The sequence below is a fragment of the Streptomyces sp. NPDC093018 genome (assembly GCF_040684035.1).
In the GTDB taxonomy this organism is placed as follows: Bacteria; Actinomycetota; Actinomycetes; order Streptomycetales; family Streptomycetaceae; genus Streptomyces; species Streptomyces murinus.
The window spans coordinates 52096-71487 of the sequence record NZ_JBFBFF010000020.1; the positions used below are offsets into that span (position 1 = coordinate 52096).

Here is a 19392-nt window from a genome sequence, read left to right on the forward strand (position 1 = left end):
CCCGCGTGGGCCGCTGAGCCCTCGCTCAGCCCTTGATCTCGGGCGGGGAGATCCGGGACTTCGTGATCGCCGAACCGGTCGTGCCCCACTTCTTCAGGATCTTGTCGTAGGTGCCGTCGGCGATCAGCCGGTCCACCGCGGCCCGGAAGGCGGGCGCGAGCTTCGTGCCCTTCTTGAAGGCGAAGCCGACGTCCAGGCGGTGGAACTCATTGAGGAACTTCAGGCCCGGCTGCCGCGCGACGGCGTAGCGCAGCCCGTTGATCGTGGACATCACGACATCGCTGCGGCCCTGCTGCACCGAGGACCAGATCGCGCTCGGCTCCGCGTACGTCTGCACCTGGTACGGCTTCTTGCCCGCGTCGGTGCACAGGTGCTTGCTCTCCTCCAGGGTGGCCTCGAACGTGGTGCCGGCCCCGGTCGCCACGTTCAGCCCGCACAGCTGCTTCAGATCGGTGATCCTGCCGAGCTTGCTGTCCTTGCGGGTGGCGAAGCCCTGGCCGTCGTTGATGTAGGTGACGAAGTCGATGGTCCTGCGCCGCTCGTCGGTGACCCCGAAGTTGCTCGCGCCGAAGTCGTACTTGCCGCTGTCCAGGGCGGGCAGGATCGCCTCGAAACTCGCCTGGTCCACGGTCAGTTCGAGCCCCAGCACCTTGGCGACCGCCTTGGTGAAGTCGACGTCCTGGCCGGTCAGCGTTCTGCCGTCGGCGAGGTAGGTGGTGCCGGGCGGGGTGCCGCCGACGCTGATCGCGGCGGTGAGGTGCCGGGTGCCGGGCGGCAGCAGCTTCGCCGCCGCCGGGTCGGTGCGCTCGCCCGAGACCACGTCCGCGGTCGGCACCGCCTCGGACCTGGCCGCGACCCCCGAGGCGTCCGTACCGCCCGGACCCGCGCCCGAGCCGCACGCGGTAAGGAGCAGAACGGCCGAGGTCAAGGCGGTAAAGGGCATGACAAATCGATAAATCGGCGTACGCATCGACGGCGTTCTCCTGAACGGGAAAAGGGGGCGCGCGAGTGCGAGGGGAGGGGCGCGTGTGAAGGCGCGGTGGAACGGGGGAAGCACGGAAACGCGGAAACGCGGGAACGCGTGGGATCAGTAACGCGGAGAGCGCGAAACAGGCCCGCCGGAGGCAGACGTGCGCAGGGGGTCAGCTCAACAGGAGGAGGACCACACGCGACCGAAGTCGATGTGGGAGCGGGTGACCAGCCACTGCTGTGGATGCATGGGGCAAGTGGAACAGGCATCCGGTTCCGCGTCAACTGACTTGAGACGTACTGCTCACACTATGGACACCCTTGACAGCGCGGGCGACCGCTTGCGTACTCTCGGTGCACGGCCCTGCTGAGGGGCTCGGCCGTGACCGCGCCGTTCCGTCCGGCGCAGCCGTGTGAAGGCATCACCCGTTCCGACGTTCGACCGATCGCGTCACGGAGCCTTCGCATGTCATCCGACACCCTCGCCCAAGCACCCACCGCCCCGGAGATACCCGGGCCCCCGGCCGTCCCCCGGATCGTGCCCCAGCGCCGCTACGGACAGTGGACCGCCGCCGTCGTCGTCCTCGTCCTGCTCGGTCTCGCCCTCGACTCCGTCGTCCGCAACCGGGCGTTCCAGTGGGGCGTCGTCGCCGAGTACTTCACCACCGGTTCGGTGCTGCGCGGGCTGTGGCTCACGCTCTGGCTGACCGCCGTGGTGATGGTCCTCGGCTTCGCCCTCGGCACCCTGCTCGCCGCGTTCCGGCTGTCCGCCAACCCCGTGCTGCGCGCGGTCGGCTGGGGCTATGTCTGGCTGTTCCGGTCCATTCCGATCCTGGTGCAGCTGCTGCTGTGGTTCAACATCGGGGCGCTGTACCCGACGGTGCTCGGGGTGAAGACGGTCGACCTGCTCGGCCCGGTCGCCGTCGCCGTCGTCGGCCTGACCCTGCACGAGGCCGCCTACGCCGCCGAGGTCGTGCGCGGCGGCATCCTCTCCGTCGACCGCGGCCAGATCGAGGCCGCCCAGGCACTCGGCCTGAGCCGGTGGCGCCGCTGGCGGCGGATCGTGCTGCCGCAGGCGATGCGCTCCATCGTGCCGCCCGCCGGCAACATGCTGATCGGCACCCTCAAGGGCACCTCCATCGTCAGCGTCATCGCCGTCAACGACCTCCTGTTCTCCGCCCAGTTGATCTACCACCGCACCTACCAGGTCATCCCGCTGCTGATGGTCGCCACCCTCTGGTACGCGGTCGTCACCACGGTGCTCGGCATCGGCCAGGCGTACGTCGAGAAGTACTACGCCCGCGGCACGGGCGGGACCCGATGAGGCCCCAGCTGGTGATCGTGGGCGCCGGGCCGCGGGGGACCGGCCTCCTCGAACGCATCGCCGCCAACGCCCCCGAGCTGTATGCCGATTCGGGCCTCGACATCCATCTCGTGGACCCCCATCCACCGGGCGGCGGACGCATCTGGCGCCAGGAGCAGTCGCCGCTGCTGTGGATGAACTCGCACGCCGAGGACGTCACCATGTTCACCGACGACACGGTGCGCATGGACGGACCGGTGCGCGAGGGCCCCACGCTGCACGAGTGGGCCGCCCTTGACGGCCGCACCTTCGCCGACCGCCGACTCCAGGGCGGATACCTGCGCTTCGTGTACGAACGGGCCCTGGCCGAGCTGCCCCCGGACATCACCGTGCACCACCACCCCACCCGCGCGCTGCGCGTCGGCGGCCCCCGCGAGGGACGCCAGCAGGTCTGGCTGGAGGGCAGGCCGCGCCCCCTCCTCGCCGACCTGGTGATCCTCGCCGTCGGCCACCTCGACGCCGAACTCGACCGGGAACAGGCCGCGCTGGCCGCGTACGCCCGGACGCACGACCTGGTGCACCTGCCGCCCGACTTCACCGCCGACACCGACCTGTCCGCGCTGCGCCCCGGCGAACCGGTGCTCGTGCGGGGCTTCGGACTGGCCTTCGTCGATCTGATGGTGCTGCTCACCGAGGGCCGCGGCGGCCGGTACGACGGCGACACCTACCTGCCCTCGGGACGGGAGCCGGTGCTGTACGTCGGCTCCCGGCGCGGGGTGCCGTACCACTCGAAGATCGGCTACGACTGGAGCGGCGACCGGCCTCCGCTGCCGCGCTTCCTCGGTCCCGCCGAGATCGCGGAACTGCGGTCCCGGCCGGGCGGGTTCGACTTCCGGCGCGATGTGTGGCCGCTGGTCGAGAAGGAGCTGGGCTTCGCCCACTACCACCGGCTGTTCACCGCCCACCCGGAACGCACCACGAGCGCCTGGGCCGACTTCGAGGAGAAGTACACGGCCGCCGACGGCCCCGCCGAACGGGACGCGCTCGCCGCCGCCTCCGTACCGGACCCCGCCGACCGCCTCGACCTCACCGCGCTCGACCATCCGCTGGCCGGGGTGCGCCACACCTCGCACGAGGACCTCCAGGACGGGCTGCGCGCCTATATCGAGGCCGACCTGTCCAGGCGCCACGACCCCGCCCACAGCGCCGACCTGGGCGTCTTCCTCGGACTGCTCTCCGTCTACGGGCAACTGGTGCGGCTCGGGGACATCGGGCCCTGGTGGCACGGATTCTTCAGCTATCTGGCGTCCGGGCCGCCCGGCCCCCGGCTGCGGCAGATGCTCGCGCTGTCCCGGGCGGGACTGCTGCGGTTCCTCGGCGCCGACATGGCCGTCACCGCCGAGGACGGGGTGTTCCGGGCGGCCGGACCCACCGTGCCCGGGTACGCGGTCACGGCACGGGCGCTGGTCGAGGCCCGGCTGCCCGAGCCCACCGTCGCCCGCGCCCGCGACCCCCTGCTGCGCGAACTGCACGCCGACGGCGCCGCCGAGACCCCGGAGGGGCTGCTGCGGGTCGACCCCCGCGACGGCCGCCTCCTCGACGGCGCCGGGCGCCCGCACCCCCGCCGCTTCGCGCTCGGCCCCTACACCGACGCCCGCACCCCCGGCGCCTTCACCCGGCCGCGCACCGGCGGACCCGCCTTCCGGCAGAACGACGCCACCGCGCGGGCAGTGCTGGCCTTCCTGCGCTCCGGAGCCGGCCGCGCCGCCGCCTGAACGTCCCTCCTACACAAAGGAATTGACCCCATGACCGTCATGGTCGACATCAGGTCGGTGCACAAGAGCTTCGGCCCGCTCGACGTCCTCAAGGGCATCGACCTCCAGGTCCGCACCGGCGAGGTCACCGTCGTGCTCGGCCCCTCCGGCTCCGGCAAGTCCACGCTGCTGCGCACCATCAACCACCTGGAGAAGGTGGACCGGGGCGAGATCACGGTGGACGGCGCGCCGATCGGCTACCGGCGCACCGGCGACCGGCTGCACGAGCTGCCCGAACGCGAGGTCCTGCGCCGCCGCACCAAGATCGGTTTCGTCTTCCAGAACTTCAACCTCTTCCCGCACCTCACCGTCCTGGACAATGTGATCGAGGCGCCGGTGTCCGCACTGAAGCGGCCGCGCAAGGAAGCGGAGGAGGACGCGCGCCGACTTCTCGCGCGGGTGGGGCTCGCCGACAAGTCCACCGCGTATCCACGGCAGTTGTCCGGTGGGCAGCAGCAACGCGTCGCCATCGCACGGGCGCTGGCGCTGAAGCCCCGGCTGCTGCTCTTCGACGAGCCGACCTCGGCGCTCGATCCCGAGCTGGTCGGCGAGGTCCTCGACGTCATCCGCGATCTCGCCGCCCGGGGCACCACGATGATCGTCGTCACCCATGAGATCGCCTTCGCGCGGGAGGTCGCCGACACGGTGGTCTTCATGGCCGACGGCCGGATCGTCGAACAGGGTCCGCCCGCCGCGGTGCTGGACGCCCCGCGCGAGGAGCGCACCCGGGCGTTCCTCGCGAAGGTGCTGTGAGGACGGGCGGGCGGTACCGCCGCGGGATGCTGCATCTCGCCGCCGCCCTCGACCTCGGGGACCACCCCGGCACCGGCCCCCGCACCGAACTGGTACGGCTCGCCGAGCACGGCCGGCTGGACTTCGTGACCCTGGACGATCCCGTGGGACCACCGGGACCCGAGACACTGGACCTGGTGTCGGCGATGGTGGCGGCCACTCGGCGGATCGGGCTGGTGCCGAGAGGGACGGCGACGTCCGGCCTCCTGAACCGGGTCGCCCAGGGGCGCGCGGGCCGGTGGATCGAGGTGCCCGACGCGGGGGCGGGAGAGGCGGGGCGTGCGGCCGGGTCCGACGCGGGGGTGGGGGAGGCGGGGCGTGCGGCCGGGGTTCCGGAGCCGGGTGAAGTCCCCTTCCTCGCCGGTGAGTTGTGGGACTGTCCGGCGGGTGCCGCCGGTGTCCGGGACGAAGAGGCCGGCCCCGGACCGTCGTACCGCCTCGCCCCCCTCCACCTCGTCGACGCGAGCACCCGGGGCGCCCGGACCCTCGCCGCCCGGTGCGCCGATGTGGCCCTGGTCCGCGCCGCGACCCCGGCGGGGGCCGCCGCCGTACGCGAGGAACTGCGGGTCCGGGCGGCGAAGTCGGGGCGGGAGCCCGGCGCGCTGCGGGTCCTGGCGAGCCTGCGGATCGACCTCGGCGGCGGGGAGTGCGCGGCCGAGCCCGGCCATGGCGGGGGCGGCCCCCGGCCCACCGAGCAGGGCCCGCTGTACCGGGGCGGCCCGGTCGATCTCGCGGAACTGCTCGCCGCCTGGCACGCCGAGGGCGCCGCCGACGGCTTCCACCTGGTCCCCGTCGAACCCCGCCGCGACCTGGAACGGCTGGTCAACGGCACGGTGGCGTTACTCCAGCACCGCGGCCTGTTCCGCACCTTCTATCCGGGCGGCACCCTGCGCGAGCACCTGGGCCTGGCCCGCCCCGCTCCGCACCCGCCGAGGCCGAAGAAGACACCGCAGACAAAGACGCAGACAACGAAGACGCAGACAAAGACGCAGACAAAGAGATGGAACAGCATGGCAATCGACGCGTTCGACGCATGGAAGCAGTGGCGGGAGAAGCGGGAGGAGTCGGTCACCGCGCCCTATGGACCGCTCGCGCTGACCGGCACCCACTGGATCGAGGACCGGCCGGAGGGGCGACTTCCGGACATTCCAGGGATTTGGCTGACGGATGGTGAAGGCATTGTGCTGACGGCCGCCGAGGGCGACGGACTCCAGGTGGACCGCCGACCCTTCGCCGGGGAGATCCGGCTGACCACCGACACCGGTCCGGAGGCCGCCGCCCGTGTCTCGCTCGGCGAGAAACGACTGGTCGTCCTGGTGCGTGAGGGCAGCTGGGGAGTGCGGGTCTACGACCCCGGCGCCGAGGCCCGCCGGGCCTTCCGGGGCATCGCGGCCACCGAGTACGACCCCGGCTGGTCGGTGCCGGGCCGCTTCACACCGTACGACGCCCGGCGCGTCCTGCGGCTCGGCAACGCGGACGGCAGGACCCGCGGGTTCGCCCTCGCCGGTGAAGTCGCCTTCACCCTGGCCGGCCGGGAGCGGACGCTGGCCGTGGCGCGGCAGGGCGAGGGCCCGCTGTGGGCGGTGTTCGCCGACGCCACCAGCGGCGACACCAGTTTCCGGTTCCGCTTCCTCTATCCGGAGGCGCCGGACGCGCAGGGCCGTACGACCGTCGACTTCAACCGCGCCCAGCTGCCGCCCTGCGCCTTCGCCGATCACTTCCTCTGCCCCTTCCCGCCGCCCGGGAACACGCTGGACACGGCGGTGGAGGCGGGGGAGCGGGCGCTGAGCTGACACCAACGGGAGTTAAAGCGACGGCCGTTGGGCAAAGGAGGGCTAAAGTCCGACGGCCGAAAGGCACCCTTGTGCGTACCGGGCGGTCGGCCGAATACTCCCCTCAGCGCTTGTCAGGGACATGCATAACCGCAATCCGGTCCTGACCCTGACTGCGCCTCACCGGGCCCCGACCCCACGCGGGCCCCCGACTCCCCTTGGAGGGAACGAAAAGTGAGGATCAAGCGCACCACTGCCCCGACCGGCCCGGCGAGACGGACCCGGCTGATCGCCGTGGCCGCGGGCTTCCTGGCCGCCGCGGCGTTCGCCGCCCCCACGGCGAACGCCAGCGACGCCCACACCTTCAGCGCCGCACAGCTCACCCAGGCGAGCGACTCGGTGATGAAGGCGGACATCCCCGGCACCGCCTGGGCCGTCGACGCCAAGAACAACCATGTCGTCGTCACCGTAGACGACACGGTCTCCCCGGCGGAGATCGCCAAGATCAGGAAGCAGGCCGGCGCCGACGCGGGCGCGCTGACCATCAAGCACACGGCCGGCACGTTCAGCAAGCTGATCAGTGGTGGCGACGCCATCTACGGCGGCCAGTACCGGTGTTCGCTCGGCTTCAACGTGCACAGCGGCAGCACGTACTACTTCCTGACCGCCGGGCACTGCGGCCAGGTCGCCTCCACCTGGTACAGCAACTCCGGGCACACCACCACGCTGGGCACCAATGTGGGCTACAGCTTCCCGGGCAATGACTTCGCCCTGGTCAAGTACACCAACTCCGCGATCGCGCACCCGAGCGCGGTCGGCAGCCAGACCATCTCCAGCGCGGCCACCCCGAGCGTGGGCGCGACCGTCTACCGGCGCGGCTCCACCACCGGTACGCACAGCGGCAAGGTCACCGCGCTCAACGCCACCGTCAACTACGGCAGCGACGGCATCGTCTCCGGCCTGATCCAGACCACGGTCTGCGCCGAGGGCGGCGACAGCGGCGGCCCGCTGTACAACGGGTCCGTCGCCTACGGTCTGACCTCCGGCGGCAGCGGCGACTGCACCTCCGGCGGTACGACCTTCTTCCAGCCGGTGACCGAGGCGCTGAGCTACTACGGCGTCACGCTCCCCTGACCGGCCCCGGCTTCGGCCCGAGCTGATGTGAGCCCCCGCACATATGCGCCTGTGCGGGGGCTTCCTCATGTCCGGCTTGTGAAGGAAGGGCGACGACGGCGAAGGAAACAAGCCATGCGTCGTCGTCACGTTCCGATGAGGGCCACTCGCCCGTCGTGTTTGCGCCCCGAAATTTCCTCGGTGGTGACGGTGGGTCATCTGTGAACGGGCGTACGAGGTCCGTTCCTCGGTGCGTCCGGAACTCGGCCTTGTGGGTTCCCTGTGGGTTTCGGAAGAGTGGGCGCCCGTCAACCAGCCTTCCGGTCGTCGGGTCCCCACAACCCGGCGGTCGTCCCCCCACAGGAGGACATGAGTTGAAGCACCGACGCATACCCAGGCGCCGGCTCGTGATGGCCGGCGCGGGTGTCGCCGCGCTGGCCGCAGCGGGTGTCACCTTGCAGAATGCGAACGCCAGTGAGCCCGCGAAGCCCGCGGTCCAGACCCGGCCGCTGTCCGCTCCGGCGGCCGCGACGCTGGCCTCCGACCTGACCGCGCACCTCGGTTCGAGCACGGCGGGCAGCTACTACGACGCCAAGGCCAGGAGCCTCGTCGTGAACGTGCTCGACAAGGCCGCCGCGAAGGCGGTCGAGGCCAAGGGCGCCAAGGCCAGAATCGTCACCCGCACCCTCGCCCAACTCGACGGCGCCCGTACGACGCTGAAGAAGGACGCGACCATCCCGGGCACGTCCTGGTCCATCGACCCGGTGTCGAACAAGGTCGTCGTCACGGCCGACAAGTCCGTCACCGGCGCCCGGTGGGACAAGCTGAGCAAGGTGGTCGACGGGCTCGGCGGCACGGCCGAACTCAAGCGTTTCCAGGGCGAGTACAAGCCCTTCATCGCCGGCGGCGACGCCATCAACGGCTCCGGCGGCCGCTGCTCGCTCGGCTTCAACGTGGTCAAGGACGGGCAGCCGTACTTCCTGACCGCCGGGCACTGCACCGCGGACATCTCCAGCTGGTCGGACGCGGACGGCCAGGAGATCGGGCAGAACGCGGAGTCCCACTTCCCGGGCACCGACTTCGGCCTGGTCAAGTACACCTCGGACGCCGCCCATCCGAGCGAGGTCGACCTCTACGACGGCTCGACCCAGAAGATCACCGGCGCCGCCGAGGCCACGGTGGGCATGAAGGTCACGCGCAGCGGGTCCACCACCCATGTGCACGACGGCACGGTCACCGGTCTGAACGCCACCGTGAACTACCAGGAGGGCTCGGTCAGCGGGCTGATCCAGACCGATGTCTGCGCCGAGCCCGGCGACAGCGGCGGCTCGCTGTTCTCCGGTGACAAGGCGATCGGCCTGACCTCCGGCGGCAGCGGCGACTGCACCTCCGGCGGGGAGACCTTCTTCCAGCCGGTCACCGCGGCCCTCTCCGCCACGGGCACCACCATCGGCTGACCGAAGCACCGCATGACGTCCCGCCCCGGATCCCCGGGGCGGGACGTCATGTTTTAGGCCACCACTCACTCCCGCCCGCCCTCGGGTGAAGAATCACTCATCTGTTCGAACAGGCTCGCCGACCAGCGCCGACGAAGCTAGAGTATTCGAAGTATTCGAACGAGCGTACGATGAACGTATCGGGCGTATGGCTGAAAAGGGGTGGAGTGAGGGAGGTGCGGCATGGCGGGCTTCGCCCATCTGCATGTCGCGTCCGGCTACTCCGCCCGCTATGGCGCCGCGCACCCGGAACAGCTGGCGCGCCGCGCGGCCGAGCGGGGCATGGCGGCGCTCGCGCTGACCGACCGGGACACGGTCACCGGCGCTGTTCGATTCGCACAGGCGTGTGCGAAGGAGGGGGTGTGGCCGGTCTTCGGCGTCGATCTCGCGGTGCAGGCCCTCGCCCCGCCGCCCCCCGCCCTGCGTCGCCGCACCCCGGCGCGCGGCGGCGCCCATGTGATCGAGCCGCCGCTGCGGGTCGTCCTGCTCGCCCGGAACCGGGAGGGCTGGGCGCGGCTGTGCCGGATCACCTCGGCCGCCCACGCGGACGCGCTCGGCGGCCGGGCGCCGGTGGTGCCGTGGTCGGCGCTGCGGGAGCACGGCGGCCCCGGGCTGCTGGCCCTGCTCGGCCCCCTCTCGGAGCCGGCGCGGGCGCTGTCGGTGGGCCGGGAGGATGTCGCGGTACGGCTGCTGGCGCCGTGGCGGGAGGTCTTCGGGCGGGAGGTCCGGCTGGAGGCCGTCGCGCAGAAACGTTCCGGCACGGGTCCCGGCTCCCTTCGCCTCGCCGCTCGCACCCTGGCGCTGGCCGACCGCACCGGTACGACCGCCGTCCTCACCAACGCCGTCCGCTACGCCGACCCCGCCCAGCACCGCCTCGCCGATGTCCTGGACGCCGCCCGGCTGCTGCGGCCGATCGACCGGCGCCGCCTGGACAGCGGGCAGCGCTGGCTCAAGGACGAGCGGGCGATGACGGTCCTCGCGCGCATGATCGCCGAGTGCGCCGGAGCCGATGAGCGGCGGGCCCGCCGACTGCTCGCGGACACCGCGGCCACGGCCGCCGAATGCGCCCTCGACCCCCGCGCCGACCTGGGCCTTGGCACCCCGCACTTCCCCGAGCCCGCGCTCTTCGGCGCCGACCCCGGGGCGGACGGCGCCGCCCGGCTGCTGCGCCGCCGCTGCGCGGAGGGCCTGGCCCGCCGGGGCCTCGACCGCGACCCGGTGGCCCTCGCCCGGCTCGACGAGGAACTCGCCGTGATCTCCCGGCTGCGCTACGACTCGTACTTCCTCGCCGTCGGCCAGGTCGTCGCCGACATCCGGGCCAAGGGCATCCGGGTCGCGGCCCGCGGCTCCGGCGCCGGCTCGCTGGTCTGCCACGCGCTGGGCATCGCCACCGCCAACCCGCTCGAACACCGACTGCTGTTCGAACGGTTCCTCAGCGCCCGCCGTGCCTCGCTGCCCGACATCGACATCGACGTGGAGTCCGCGCGGCGCCTGGAGTGCTACGACACAATCTTCGAGCGGTTCGGCAAGGAACGGGTCGCGGTCACCGCGATGCCCGAGACCTACCGGGCGCGCCGGGCCCTGCGCGACACCGGCCTCGCCCTCGGCATCGCGCCCGCGGAGGTCGACCGGATCGCCAAGAGCTTCCCGCACCTGCGCGCCTCGGACATCACCGGCGCCCTCGCGGAACTTCCCGAGCTGCGTCAACTGGCCGCCGAGGCCGGCCGGTTCGGGCCGCTGTGGGAGCTGGCCGAGGGGCTCGACTCGCTGGTCCACGGCATGGCCATGCACCCCTGCGGCGTGGTCATCAGCGACGCGACCCTGCTGGACCGGCTGCCGGTGCAGCCCACCCCGCAGGGCGACTACCCGATGGCCATGGCCGCGAAGGAGGAGATCGAGGCGCTCGGCAACATCAAACTCGACGTCCTGGGCGTGCGGATGCAGTCCGCGATGGCCCATGCCGTCGCGGAGCTCGAACGGACCACCGGCGACCGCATCGACCTGGACGACCCCGAACAGGTGCCGCTGGACGACGTGTTCGCGTTCAAGCTCCTCCAGGAGAGCCAGACCCTCGGCCTGTTCCAGCTGGAGTCGCCCGGCCAGCAGGACCTGCTGTCCCGGCTCCAGCCGCGCAACCAGCAGGACGTCATCGCCGACATCAGCCTCTTCCGCCCAGGGCCGGTCGCGGGCGGCATGCCCGAGCGGTACATCGCCGCCCGCCACGGCGGCACCCCGCGGTACGCCCACCCGGACCTGGAGCCGGTGCTCGCCGACACCTACGGCGTGACCATCTGGCACGAGCAGATCATCGAGACGCTGGTGGTGCTGACCGGCTGCGACCCGGCCTTCGCGGAGATCACCCGGCGGGCGCTCGGCGACAAGGAGCGGCTGCCCGAGATCAGGGACTGGTTCCAGGGGCGGGCCCGTGCGCGCGGCTACGGCACGGCGGTACGGGAGGAGGTCTGGCGGACGATCGAGGCCTTCGGGGCGTACGGCTTCTGCCGGGCGCACGCGGTCGCCTTCGCCGTACCGGCCCTACAGAGCGCCTGGCTCAAGGCGCACCATCCGGCCTTCCTGCTGGCCGGGCTGCTCGAACACGACCCCGGGATGTGGCCCAAGCGGGTGCTGGTCGCCGACGCGCGCCGGCGCGGGGTGCCGGTGCTGCCCGTCGACGTCAACCGGTCCGCGACCCGGCACACCGTGGAGAAGACCGACGGGGACCGATGGGGGGTGCGCCTCGCGCTGTCCGCCGTGCACGGCATCGGCGCGCAGGAGTGCGCGCGGATCGAGGCGGGGCAGCCCTACGGATCGCTGTCCGACTTCTGGCAGCGGGCCCGGCCCAGCCGCCCGGTCGCCGAACGCCTCGCGGAGATCGGGGCGTTGGGCGCCCTGCACGACGGCCGGCTCACCCGGCGCGATCTGCTGCTCCAGCTGGCCGAACTGCACCGGGCCGCCCGCAACCGGTCCGCGGGCACCGGTCAACTGCCCCTGATCGCGGGGGTCGTCGGCGGGTCCGAGCCGAGCGGGCTGCCGGAGATGACCGGACGCGAGGCGCTCGGCGCCGAGTTGAACACCCTCGGCATCGATGTCTCCAAGCACCTGATGGAGCACCACCACCGGCTGCTGCGCGAGATCGGCGCGACCGACGCGGCCCGGCTGGCCGGGCTGCGCGCCGGGCAGCAGGTCCTCGTCGCCGGTGTACGAGCCTCCACCCAGACCCCGCCGATCGCGAGCGGCAAGCGGATCATCTTCGTCACCCTGGAGGACGGCTCCGGCCTGGTCGACCTGGCCTTCTTCGAGGACTCCCACCCGGCCTGCGCCTACACCGTCTTCCATAGCGGGCTGCTGCTGGTGCGCGGCACGGTGCAGGTGCGCGGCACCCGTCGTACCGTCGTCGGCTCGATGGCCTGGGACCTGGACGAGATCGCCGCGGCCCGCCGGGACAACGGTCCCGAGGCCGCGCTCGCCCTGCTCGGCCGGAGCCGTCCGCATCCGACCCCCGCCCAGCCGCGGCGCACCCTGGCCAACGGCACCACCGGTGCCCGGCTGCACCCGTACGCCGACCTGCTGCCCGCGGGCAGCCGCTCGGCCGACCTCAAGAAATTCGGTTACACCAGTCCGGGGAGCGCGGGATGAGCATCCGTCAGCGGCACATCGCCCAGCTGTATCTGCACGGCTCGCTGAACGAGGAGCAGTACGGTCATGTAATCGAACTGGTGTCCGGTATCACGCCTCATGTGCAGGAGATGCCGCCCGACGCCGTGCAACTGGACCTGACCTCGGCGCTGCGGTACTTCGGCCTGTCCCCCTATGACGTGGTCCAGATGACGATGATGCGCCTGAAGGCCCTCTACGGCATCGACGGCAGCGCCGGGCTCGCGGGCAACCGGATGCTCGCGGCGATGGCGGCCGACGTGTCCGCGCCGGGGGAGACCACCTGGGTGCCCGCCGAGCGGGCCGCCGAGTGGCTGCGCCCCCGGCCGGTCACCGCGCTGCCGGGGATCGGCCGCGGCACGGCGGCGACGCTCGGCCGGTACGGACTGCACCACATCGGCCAGCTCGCCGACCTCTCCCCGGCCACCCTGCAACGCCTGCTCGGCACGGGCACCGCCCGGCTGCTGGCCGAACGCGCCCGCGGCCACGACCCGCGCCCGGTCCTGCCCCGGGAGGCGGCGGACCGGCTGACCGCCGACCTGGTGCTGGAGCGGGACTGCCTCGATCCGGCGGAGCAGCACCGGGCCGTCCTCGGGCTCGCCGACCGGATCGGCCGACTCCTGCGCGCGGAGCGGCGGGTGGCGGGCCGGGCGACCCTCACCGTGCGCTACGCCGACCGCAGCTCCAGCACCCGGGCGCGCACCCTGCCGGAGGCCACCGACCACTCGCCCGCCCTCGCCGCGGCGGCCCTCGGCCTGCTGTCCTCCCTCGGTCTGCAACGGGCCCGGGTGCGCGCCTTCACGCTCCGCGCCGACCGTCTCCGCCCGGCCGCCGACGCCTTCCACCAGCTCTCCCTGGACCCCGCCGACACCCGGGCCCGCGCCGCCGAGGCCGCCGCCGACCGTGCCCGCCGGCGCTTCGGACCGGACGCGGTACGGCCCGCGGCGACGGCGCGTACCCCTCGTAACCCCCACAGCGGTGGGGTCAGTTGGCCCATGGCGGGGTGAGCAGGCTGCCGTCCGCCAGCTTGGCCGTGAGCCCGACGGAGGTGGTGACCCAGGAGATCGCCGTGTGCCCGGTCGGGTTCTCCACGCCCAGGGTGGACCCGGCGTTGACGATCACCGTGTCGCCCGCGCCCACCCGCTCGGTGCGGCCGTCGAGGGTGATCAGCAGTTCCCCGACGAGCAGATGGAAGATCTCCTCGCGGCTGACGGTGTGCGCCGGGGCCCGGGTGCCGGCCGGGATCTCCCCGCGCCAGGCGCACAGCTCCTCGCTGCCGGTGAGCGGGGCGGCGTACGAGATGAAGCGGGCACCGTGGATCTCGTGGGTCACGGCCTCGGACGAGCGGACGACGGGCATGGCTGGGTTCTCCGTTCGGAACAGGGGCAACTGGTCAAGCAGATTGACTATATGGTCAGGCTGCTTGACCAATGCGTCAAGGGTGTTTCAATGCCCCCGTGCAGAACTCCGAAGCCATGGCCCTGTCCGCCACCCTGCTCGCCGCGGCGGGCGATCTCACCCAGCGCATCCATGAGGGGGTCGTGGCGCGCGGCTTCGCCGATCTGCGGCCCGCGCACGGATTCGCCTTCGCGCGGCTCGCGCCGGACGGTGCCACCGTCACCGAACTCGCCGCGCACCTCGGGGTGACCAAGCAGGCGGCGAGCCAGCTGGTGGACGAGGTGGTGCGCAGGGGGTACGCCGAGCGGCGGCCGCATCCGGGGGACGCGCGGGCGCGGTTGATCGTGCTGACCGAGCGCGGACGGGCCTGCACCCGGGCCGCGGAGGCGGCGGCGGCCGAGGTGGTCGGCGGCTGGCGCGAACTGCTGGGCGAGGCGGAAGTGCGGGCCCTGTGGGGGAGTCTGGCGAAGATCGCGCCCCATGGGCCGGTGCGGCCCGTGTGGTGACGGTACGTCAGGCGGATGGTTGAGACGGGAAGTTTTACTTGCGCGTAACTTCCCCCGGAGGCTACCCGCCCGTAACTTGACGAATGAACAGCATCCCGTGATCCGGATCACAGGGCCAGTCCGCCGTATCCCCCTTGAGCCGCGAGGAGATCACCCGATGCTGCCCTGGAAGCGAGTGCTCAGACCCCTCACCGCGCTGCTGCTGTCCGCCGCCGCGGTCGCCCTGCCCGCCACGGCCGCGCACGCCGACACCGCCACCCACAGCGGCTGGAACGACTACTCCTGCAAGCCGTCCGCCGCGCACCCCCGCCCCGTCGTGCTGGTCCACGGCACCCTCGGCAACTCGGTCGACAACTGGCTCGGCCTCGCCCCCTATCTGGAGGCCCGCGGGTACTGCGTCTTCTCCCTGGACTACGGCCAGCTCCCCGGCGTCCCCGTCTTCTACGGGCTCGGCCCCATCGACCAGTCGGCCGCGCAGCTCGCCTCCTTCGTGGACCAGGTGCGCTCCGCCACCGGCGCCGCCAAGGTCGACCTGGTCGGGCACTCCCAGGGCGGCATGATGCCCCGCTACTACCTGAAGTTCCTCGGCGGCGCGGCCAAGGTCAACGCGCTCGTCGGCATCGCCCCCGACAACCACGGCGCCACCATCAGCGGCCTGACCAACCTGCTGCCGTACTTCCCCGGCGCCACCGACCTGGTCAAGGCCACCACCCCCGGCCTCGCCGACCAGATACCCGGCTCCGCCTTCCTCACCAAGCTCAACGCGGGCGGCGACACCGTGCCCGGGGTGCACTACACGGTCATCGCGACCCAGTACGACGAGGTGGCCACCCCCTGGCGCAGCCAGTACCTCAGCGGCTCCGACGTGCACAACGTCCTGCTCCAGGACCTGTGCCCGCTGGACCTCTCCGAGCATGTGCTGGCCGGCCTGAGCGACCGCATCGTCTTCCACGAGGTCGCCAACTCCCTCGACCCGGCGCACGCCAGCACCACCACCTGCGCCTCCGTCCTCAGCTGACGGCCGGGCGCGGGGTCAGCCCTCGGGCCACCAGGTGCGCGCGATGTCCTCGCGCACCTCGGGGCGTCCCGCCGGACGTTCCTCCGCCTTCTCGCGGATCCGGCGGACGTCCGTCCTCTTCAGCGGCTTCCGCACGGTCGTACGGCGCATGGCTGCCTCCTTCGGTGCCCACCGGGCTCCGCGCGGGGCGGAGGCGGGCGCTTGAGGGGAGAGTTCCCTATTCGTTCGGGGCTGTCAGTGGCGTGTGTCACTCTCCGGTCATGACCGATGAGTGTGAGCACAGCGATACGACCGCCCAGCCGCCGGACTGGGACGCGCAGGCCGCCGGCTTCGACGATGTGCCGGACCACGGCCTGCGCGACCCCGCCGTGCGGGCCGCCTGGGCGGCCAGACTCCGTTCCTGGCTGCCCGGGCAACCCGCCGATGTCCTCGACCTCGGCTGCGGCACCGGCAGCCTGTCGCTGCTCGCCGTCGAGCAGGGGCACCGGGTGACGGCCGTCGATCTGTCCCCGGCCATGACCGAGCGGGCCCGCGCCAAGCTCGCCGGGCACCCGGCCGAGGTGCTGTGCGGACCGGCCGAGACCCCGCCGGTGGGGGAGCGCCGCTTCGACGTGGTCCTCGTACGCCATGTGCTGTGGATGCTGCCGGACCAGGACCGGGTGCTGCGGCACTGGCGGGATCTGCTGCGCCCCGGCGGCCGGTTCGTGCTCGTCGAGGGAGTCTGGGGCGAGCTGCACCCGGTCGGCATAGCCGCGGACCGGCTCACCGCGCTGCTGGAGCCGCTGACGGCCGGGGCGCGTGTGGAGCGGCTGTCCGGTGACGCCGTGCTGTGGGGGAAGGAGGTGAGGGACGAGCGGTACGCGGTGGTGGCGGGCGTCTGAGCGCGGCTCAGGCCAGCAGGTCGCCGAAGCCGTCCGCGCGGGCGAGCCGTTCCAGCTCGTCGAGGGCGGCCACGGCGGCCGCGGCCGCCCCCGGGTCCCGCTCGGCCAGGCCGCTCGCGGCGAACTCGTCCTCGTCCAGCCGGCGTACGTCCCCGCCGTCGGCCGAGCGCCACAGGTCCAGGTCGAGGTCCTCCACCACCAGTTCCGCGCCGGTGCGGACCGCGGGCCGGGTGATGTCGCAGTACCAGCCCTTGACGCGGCCGTCCGCGGCGCGGACCTCCTTCACCGCGTACCACCGGTCGCGCCAGTAGTACTCGGTGAACACATCGCCCGGCTCGAAGCGCACGAACCCGAAGTCACGGGTGCCGTCGCCCGCCCAGGGCGCCCGGACCACGACCCGGGTGCCGTCGTCCCCGAGCAGCCCGGCCGGGTAACGGATCTTCGTACGGCCGCCCTTGACCAGGCTGACGGTCAGATCGGCCGTCGGCTCAGCCGAGTTCGCGGACATGGCGGACCTCCGTCGCACAGATCTCGTAGCCGAGCCACTTGTTGATCGCGATCATCGGATCATTGCCCGCGTCATTGCCCGTGAACGCGTCGGTGACGCCGGCGGCGCGGGCCCGGTGCAGGGAGTGCAGCTTGGCGAGCTTGGCCAGACCGCGGCCGCGGTGGACGCGGACGGTGCCGGTCATCGCGGTGGAGTACCGGCCGTCGGCGTCGGTGTAGGCGACGGTGAAGGCGACCGGGCGGCCGTCGACGCACGCGGCCATGATCAGCTCGCGGTTCAGCAGCGGGTGGTTCCAGGTGCTGGACAGCCAGTCGTCGTAGCCGCGGGACTCGACGTCGAGGTCGCCCGGCTCGTCCTGAAGGGTCTCCGCGTCCAGCTCGAACAGCGGGCGCGGGTCGTCGGCGAACTCGGCGGCCGCGCGCAGCTCGACGCCCGCCGGGGTGGGCGGGAGCGGCGGCAGTTCGCCGCCGGCCAGGTCAAGGCGGAGGAAGTGCGCGGACCGGCCGGCCCGGTAGCCGTGCCGCTCGGCGAAGGCGCGGTTGGCCGGTTCGTCCAGGATCCAGCTGAACACCTTGGTCGCGTCCAGCGAGGCGAGGTACTCCTCGGCCGTGCGCAGCAGCAGCGTGCCCGCGCCGCGGCCCGCCCGGTCCGGCCGGACGTAGATGTTCAGCAGGCCCTGGCCCGGCTCGGTGCTGTCGTACGCCAGCAGGACCTGGGCGGTGCCGACGATCTCGCCGTCCTCCTCCGCGACGAGCGGGCGGTAGCGGGCGTCGGGATGGGTGTGCAGCGTGTTGTGCCGGACCGAGTCCGAGGTGAACAGGATGTACGGCAGGGCGAGCCGGCGCACCCGGGCGAAGCCCTCGGTGTCGGCCGGAACGCCGGGGCGCACATCGCGGACGATCAAAGTCATGTGGAGGGACCGTACGGGGAGTTGTCCGGGGGGTGCCTCTCATTTTCCCGCGGGTGCGTCAGAATCGGGCTGTGAGCCTGAAGATCCGCATCGATGACAGCGCGCCCCCCTACGAGCAGGTGCGGGCGCAGATTTCCGAGCAGGCACGGTCCGGGGTGCTGCCCGTGGGGTACCGGCTGCCGACCGTGCGGGGGCTGGCCGAGTCCCTGGGGCTCGCGGTGAACACGGTGGCCAAGGCGTACCGGGCGCTGGAGGGCGACGGGGTGATCGAGACGCGTGGGCGCCTCGGCACGTATGTGGCCGCCGCCGGCTCGGCCGCGCAGCGCGAGGCGTCCCTGGCCGCGCAGGCGTACGCCGACCGGGCGCGGCGGCTGGGGCTGGGGGAGGAGGAGGCGCTGTCCGCGGTGCGGGACGCCCTGCGGGCGGCTTACGGGGGGTAGACGGCGGGTGGACGGGGGGTGGACGGGGGCGCGTCAGTGCCGTCCCGCCGGTTGCGGGAACCTCGTCACCGTAAGGCCCGCCCTCCTCGCCGCCCTCCCGAAGGTCACCGCGTCCGTCACCGCCGCGCCGCCCGGGTCGTTGTTGAAGTAGGCGTGGACGGTCTCGCCGTCGGGGAAGGCCGTGGCGACGCGGTCCACCCAGGTCTCCAGGGCGCGCCGGCCGTAGTGCGGCCAGGGCTGGGCGCGGCCCTGGTGGAAGCGGACATAGCCCCAGTCGGTGGTGCGCCACAGCGGGGTGACCGGGCGGGACAGGACGTCGGCCCAGCACAGGGCCGCGCCGCGGGAGACGAGGACCTCGCGCACCTCGGGCGTCCACCAGGAGTCGTGCCGGGGCTCCACCGCGACCCTCGTACCGGCCCGGAAGCAGGCCAGGCAGGCGTCCAGCAGGGCCGGGTCGGCGCGCAGCGTGGGCGGGAGCTGGAGCAGCACCGGTCCGAGCCGGTCGCGCAGGCCCGCCGCGTGGGCCAGCAGCCGGTGCACCGGCTCGGCGGGGTCCTTCAGCCGCCTGATGTGGGTCAGATAGCGGCTGGCCTTGACCGCGACCACGAAATCCGGCGGCACCCGGGAGCGCCAGGCGGCGAAATTGTCGTACGACGGCAGCCGGTAGAACGCGTTGTTGATCTCCACCGTGGCGAACAGCCGGGTGTACTCCTCCAGCCACAGCCGCGCCGGGACCCCGGCCGGATAGACGCGGTCCCGCCAGTCCTTGTACTGCCACCCGGAGGTGCCGACCAACAGGGTCACGTCTTCATGAAAGC

At 72.5% G+C, this 19392-nt stretch carries 18 protein-coding genes; 12 read left to right on the forward strand and 6 right to left on the reverse strand.

Annotated features, from left to right (window positions below):
- Positions 1–25 precede the first annotated feature (25 nt).
- The gene (locus AB0N90_RS32330) at positions 26–943 is read right to left on the reverse strand and encodes an ABC transporter substrate-binding protein (RefSeq protein WP_365202552.1); all 918 of its coding nucleotides are present in this window, start codon (positions 941–943) and stop codon (positions 26–28) included.
- Positions 944–1435: 492 nt separating this feature from the next.
- On the opposite strand from AB0N90_RS32330, the gene AB0N90_RS32335 reads away from it, so the two are divergent.
- The 8 genes from AB0N90_RS32335 to AB0N90_RS32370 all read left to right on the forward strand — a co-directional run bounded on the left by AB0N90_RS32335 (position 1436) and on the right by AB0N90_RS32370 (position 13920).
- Positions 1436–2293, forward strand: a complete 858-nt coding sequence (locus AB0N90_RS32335) for an amino acid ABC transporter permease (protein WP_365202554.1) — start codon at positions 1436–1438, stop codon at positions 2291–2293.
- Entirely contained in the window at positions 2290–4047 is a 1758-nt protein-coding gene (locus AB0N90_RS32340; protein WP_365202555.1) for an FAD/NAD(P)-binding protein, read from the forward strand. Before AB0N90_RS32335 ends, AB0N90_RS32340 begins: the two co-directional genes overlap by 4 nt.
- Positions 4048–4077: 30 nt before the next feature.
- Positions 4078–4839, forward strand: coding sequence for an amino acid ABC transporter ATP-binding protein (locus tag AB0N90_RS32345; protein WP_365202557.1), 762 nt, complete (start codon positions 4078–4080; stop codon positions 4837–4839).
- A gap of 1049 nt (positions 4840–5888) precedes the next feature.
- Positions 5889–6671, forward strand: a complete 783-nt coding sequence (locus tag AB0N90_RS32350) for a DUF1684 domain-containing protein (RefSeq protein ID WP_365202659.1) — start codon at positions 5889–5891, stop codon at positions 6669–6671.
- 213 nt (positions 6672–6884) lie between these two features.
- The gene (locus AB0N90_RS32355; protein ID WP_365202558.1) at positions 6885–7784 is read left to right on the forward strand and encodes a S1 family peptidase; all 900 of its coding nucleotides are present in this window, start codon (positions 6885–6887) and stop codon (positions 7782–7784) included.
- A 353-nt stretch (positions 7785–8137) separates the two neighbouring features.
- Positions 8138–9220, forward strand: a complete 1083-nt coding sequence (locus tag AB0N90_RS32360) for a S1 family peptidase (RefSeq protein WP_365202559.1) — start codon at positions 8138–8140, stop codon at positions 9218–9220.
- 222 nt (positions 9221–9442) lie between these two features.
- Positions 9443–12895 (forward strand): DNA polymerase III subunit alpha, encoded by a 3453-nt coding sequence (dnaE, locus tag AB0N90_RS32365; protein ID WP_365202560.1) that lies wholly within the window; start codon positions 9443–9445, stop codon positions 12893–12895.
- Positions 12892–13920, forward strand: a complete 1029-nt coding sequence (locus AB0N90_RS32370) for an ImpB/MucB/SamB family protein (RefSeq protein WP_365202561.1) — start codon at positions 12892–12894, stop codon at positions 13918–13920. The genes dnaE and AB0N90_RS32370 overlap by 4 nt, the downstream gene beginning before the upstream one ends.
- Here the strand turns inward: AB0N90_RS32370 and AB0N90_RS32375 are convergent.
- The gene (locus AB0N90_RS32375; RefSeq protein WP_365202563.1) at positions 13898–14272 is read right to left on the reverse strand and encodes a cupin domain-containing protein; all 375 of its coding nucleotides are present in this window, start codon (positions 14270–14272) and stop codon (positions 13898–13900) included. The two genes, AB0N90_RS32370 and AB0N90_RS32375, sit on opposite strands and share 23 nt — an antisense overlap.
- A gap of 98 nt (positions 14273–14370) precedes the next feature.
- Between AB0N90_RS32375 and AB0N90_RS32380 the strand changes: the two genes are divergently transcribed.
- Both AB0N90_RS32380 and AB0N90_RS32385 read left to right on the forward strand, forming a co-directional pair.
- The gene (locus tag AB0N90_RS32380; RefSeq protein WP_365202565.1) at positions 14371–14817 is read left to right on the forward strand and encodes a MarR family winged helix-turn-helix transcriptional regulator; all 447 of its coding nucleotides are present in this window, start codon (positions 14371–14373) and stop codon (positions 14815–14817) included.
- Positions 14818–14974: 157 nt separating this feature from the next.
- Positions 14975–15835 (forward strand): alpha/beta fold hydrolase, encoded by an 861-nt coding sequence (locus AB0N90_RS32385; protein ID WP_361681358.1) that lies wholly within the window; start codon positions 14975–14977, stop codon positions 15833–15835.
- 15 nt (positions 15836–15850) lie between these two features.
- On the opposite strand, the gene AB0N90_RS32390 is transcribed toward AB0N90_RS32385, so the two are convergent.
- Positions 15851–15985: a hypothetical protein gene (locus AB0N90_RS32390; protein ID WP_361681355.1), complete on the reverse strand. Its 135-nt coding sequence runs from the start codon at positions 15983–15985 to the stop codon at positions 15851–15853.
- Positions 15986–16095: 110 nt separating this feature from the next.
- Here AB0N90_RS32390 and AB0N90_RS32395 point away from each other — a divergent pair, with 110 nt between their 5' ends.
- Positions 16096–16716, forward strand: coding sequence for a class I SAM-dependent methyltransferase (locus AB0N90_RS32395; RefSeq protein WP_365202567.1), 621 nt, complete (start codon positions 16096–16098; stop codon positions 16714–16716).
- A gap of 7 nt (positions 16717–16723) precedes the next feature.
- On the opposite strand, the gene AB0N90_RS32400 is transcribed toward AB0N90_RS32395, so the two are convergent.
- Both AB0N90_RS32400 and AB0N90_RS32405 read right to left on the reverse strand, forming a co-directional pair.
- Positions 16724–17224, reverse strand: coding sequence for a DUF402 domain-containing protein (locus AB0N90_RS32400; protein WP_365202568.1), 501 nt, complete (start codon positions 17222–17224; stop codon positions 16724–16726).
- Positions 17205–18134 carry a GNAT family N-acetyltransferase gene (locus AB0N90_RS32405; RefSeq protein ID WP_365202570.1) on the reverse strand — a complete coding sequence of 310 codons (930 nt, stop codon included), beginning with the start codon at positions 18132–18134 and terminating at the stop codon, positions 17205–17207. Before AB0N90_RS32405 ends, AB0N90_RS32400 begins: the two co-directional genes overlap by 20 nt.
- 71 nt (positions 18135–18205) lie before the next feature.
- Here AB0N90_RS32405 and AB0N90_RS32410 point away from each other — a divergent pair, with 71 nt between their 5' ends.
- Positions 18206–18574: a GntR family transcriptional regulator gene (locus AB0N90_RS32410; RefSeq protein ID WP_365202572.1), complete on the forward strand. Its 369-nt coding sequence runs from the start codon at positions 18206–18208 to the stop codon at positions 18572–18574.
- 33 nt (positions 18575–18607) lie between these two features.
- Here the strand turns inward: AB0N90_RS32410 and AB0N90_RS32415 are convergent, their stop codons facing one another.
- Positions 18608–19378: a DUF72 domain-containing protein gene (locus AB0N90_RS32415; protein WP_365202573.1), complete on the reverse strand. Its 771-nt coding sequence runs from the start codon at positions 19376–19378 to the stop codon at positions 18608–18610.
- Positions 19379–19392 lie beyond the last annotated feature (14 nt).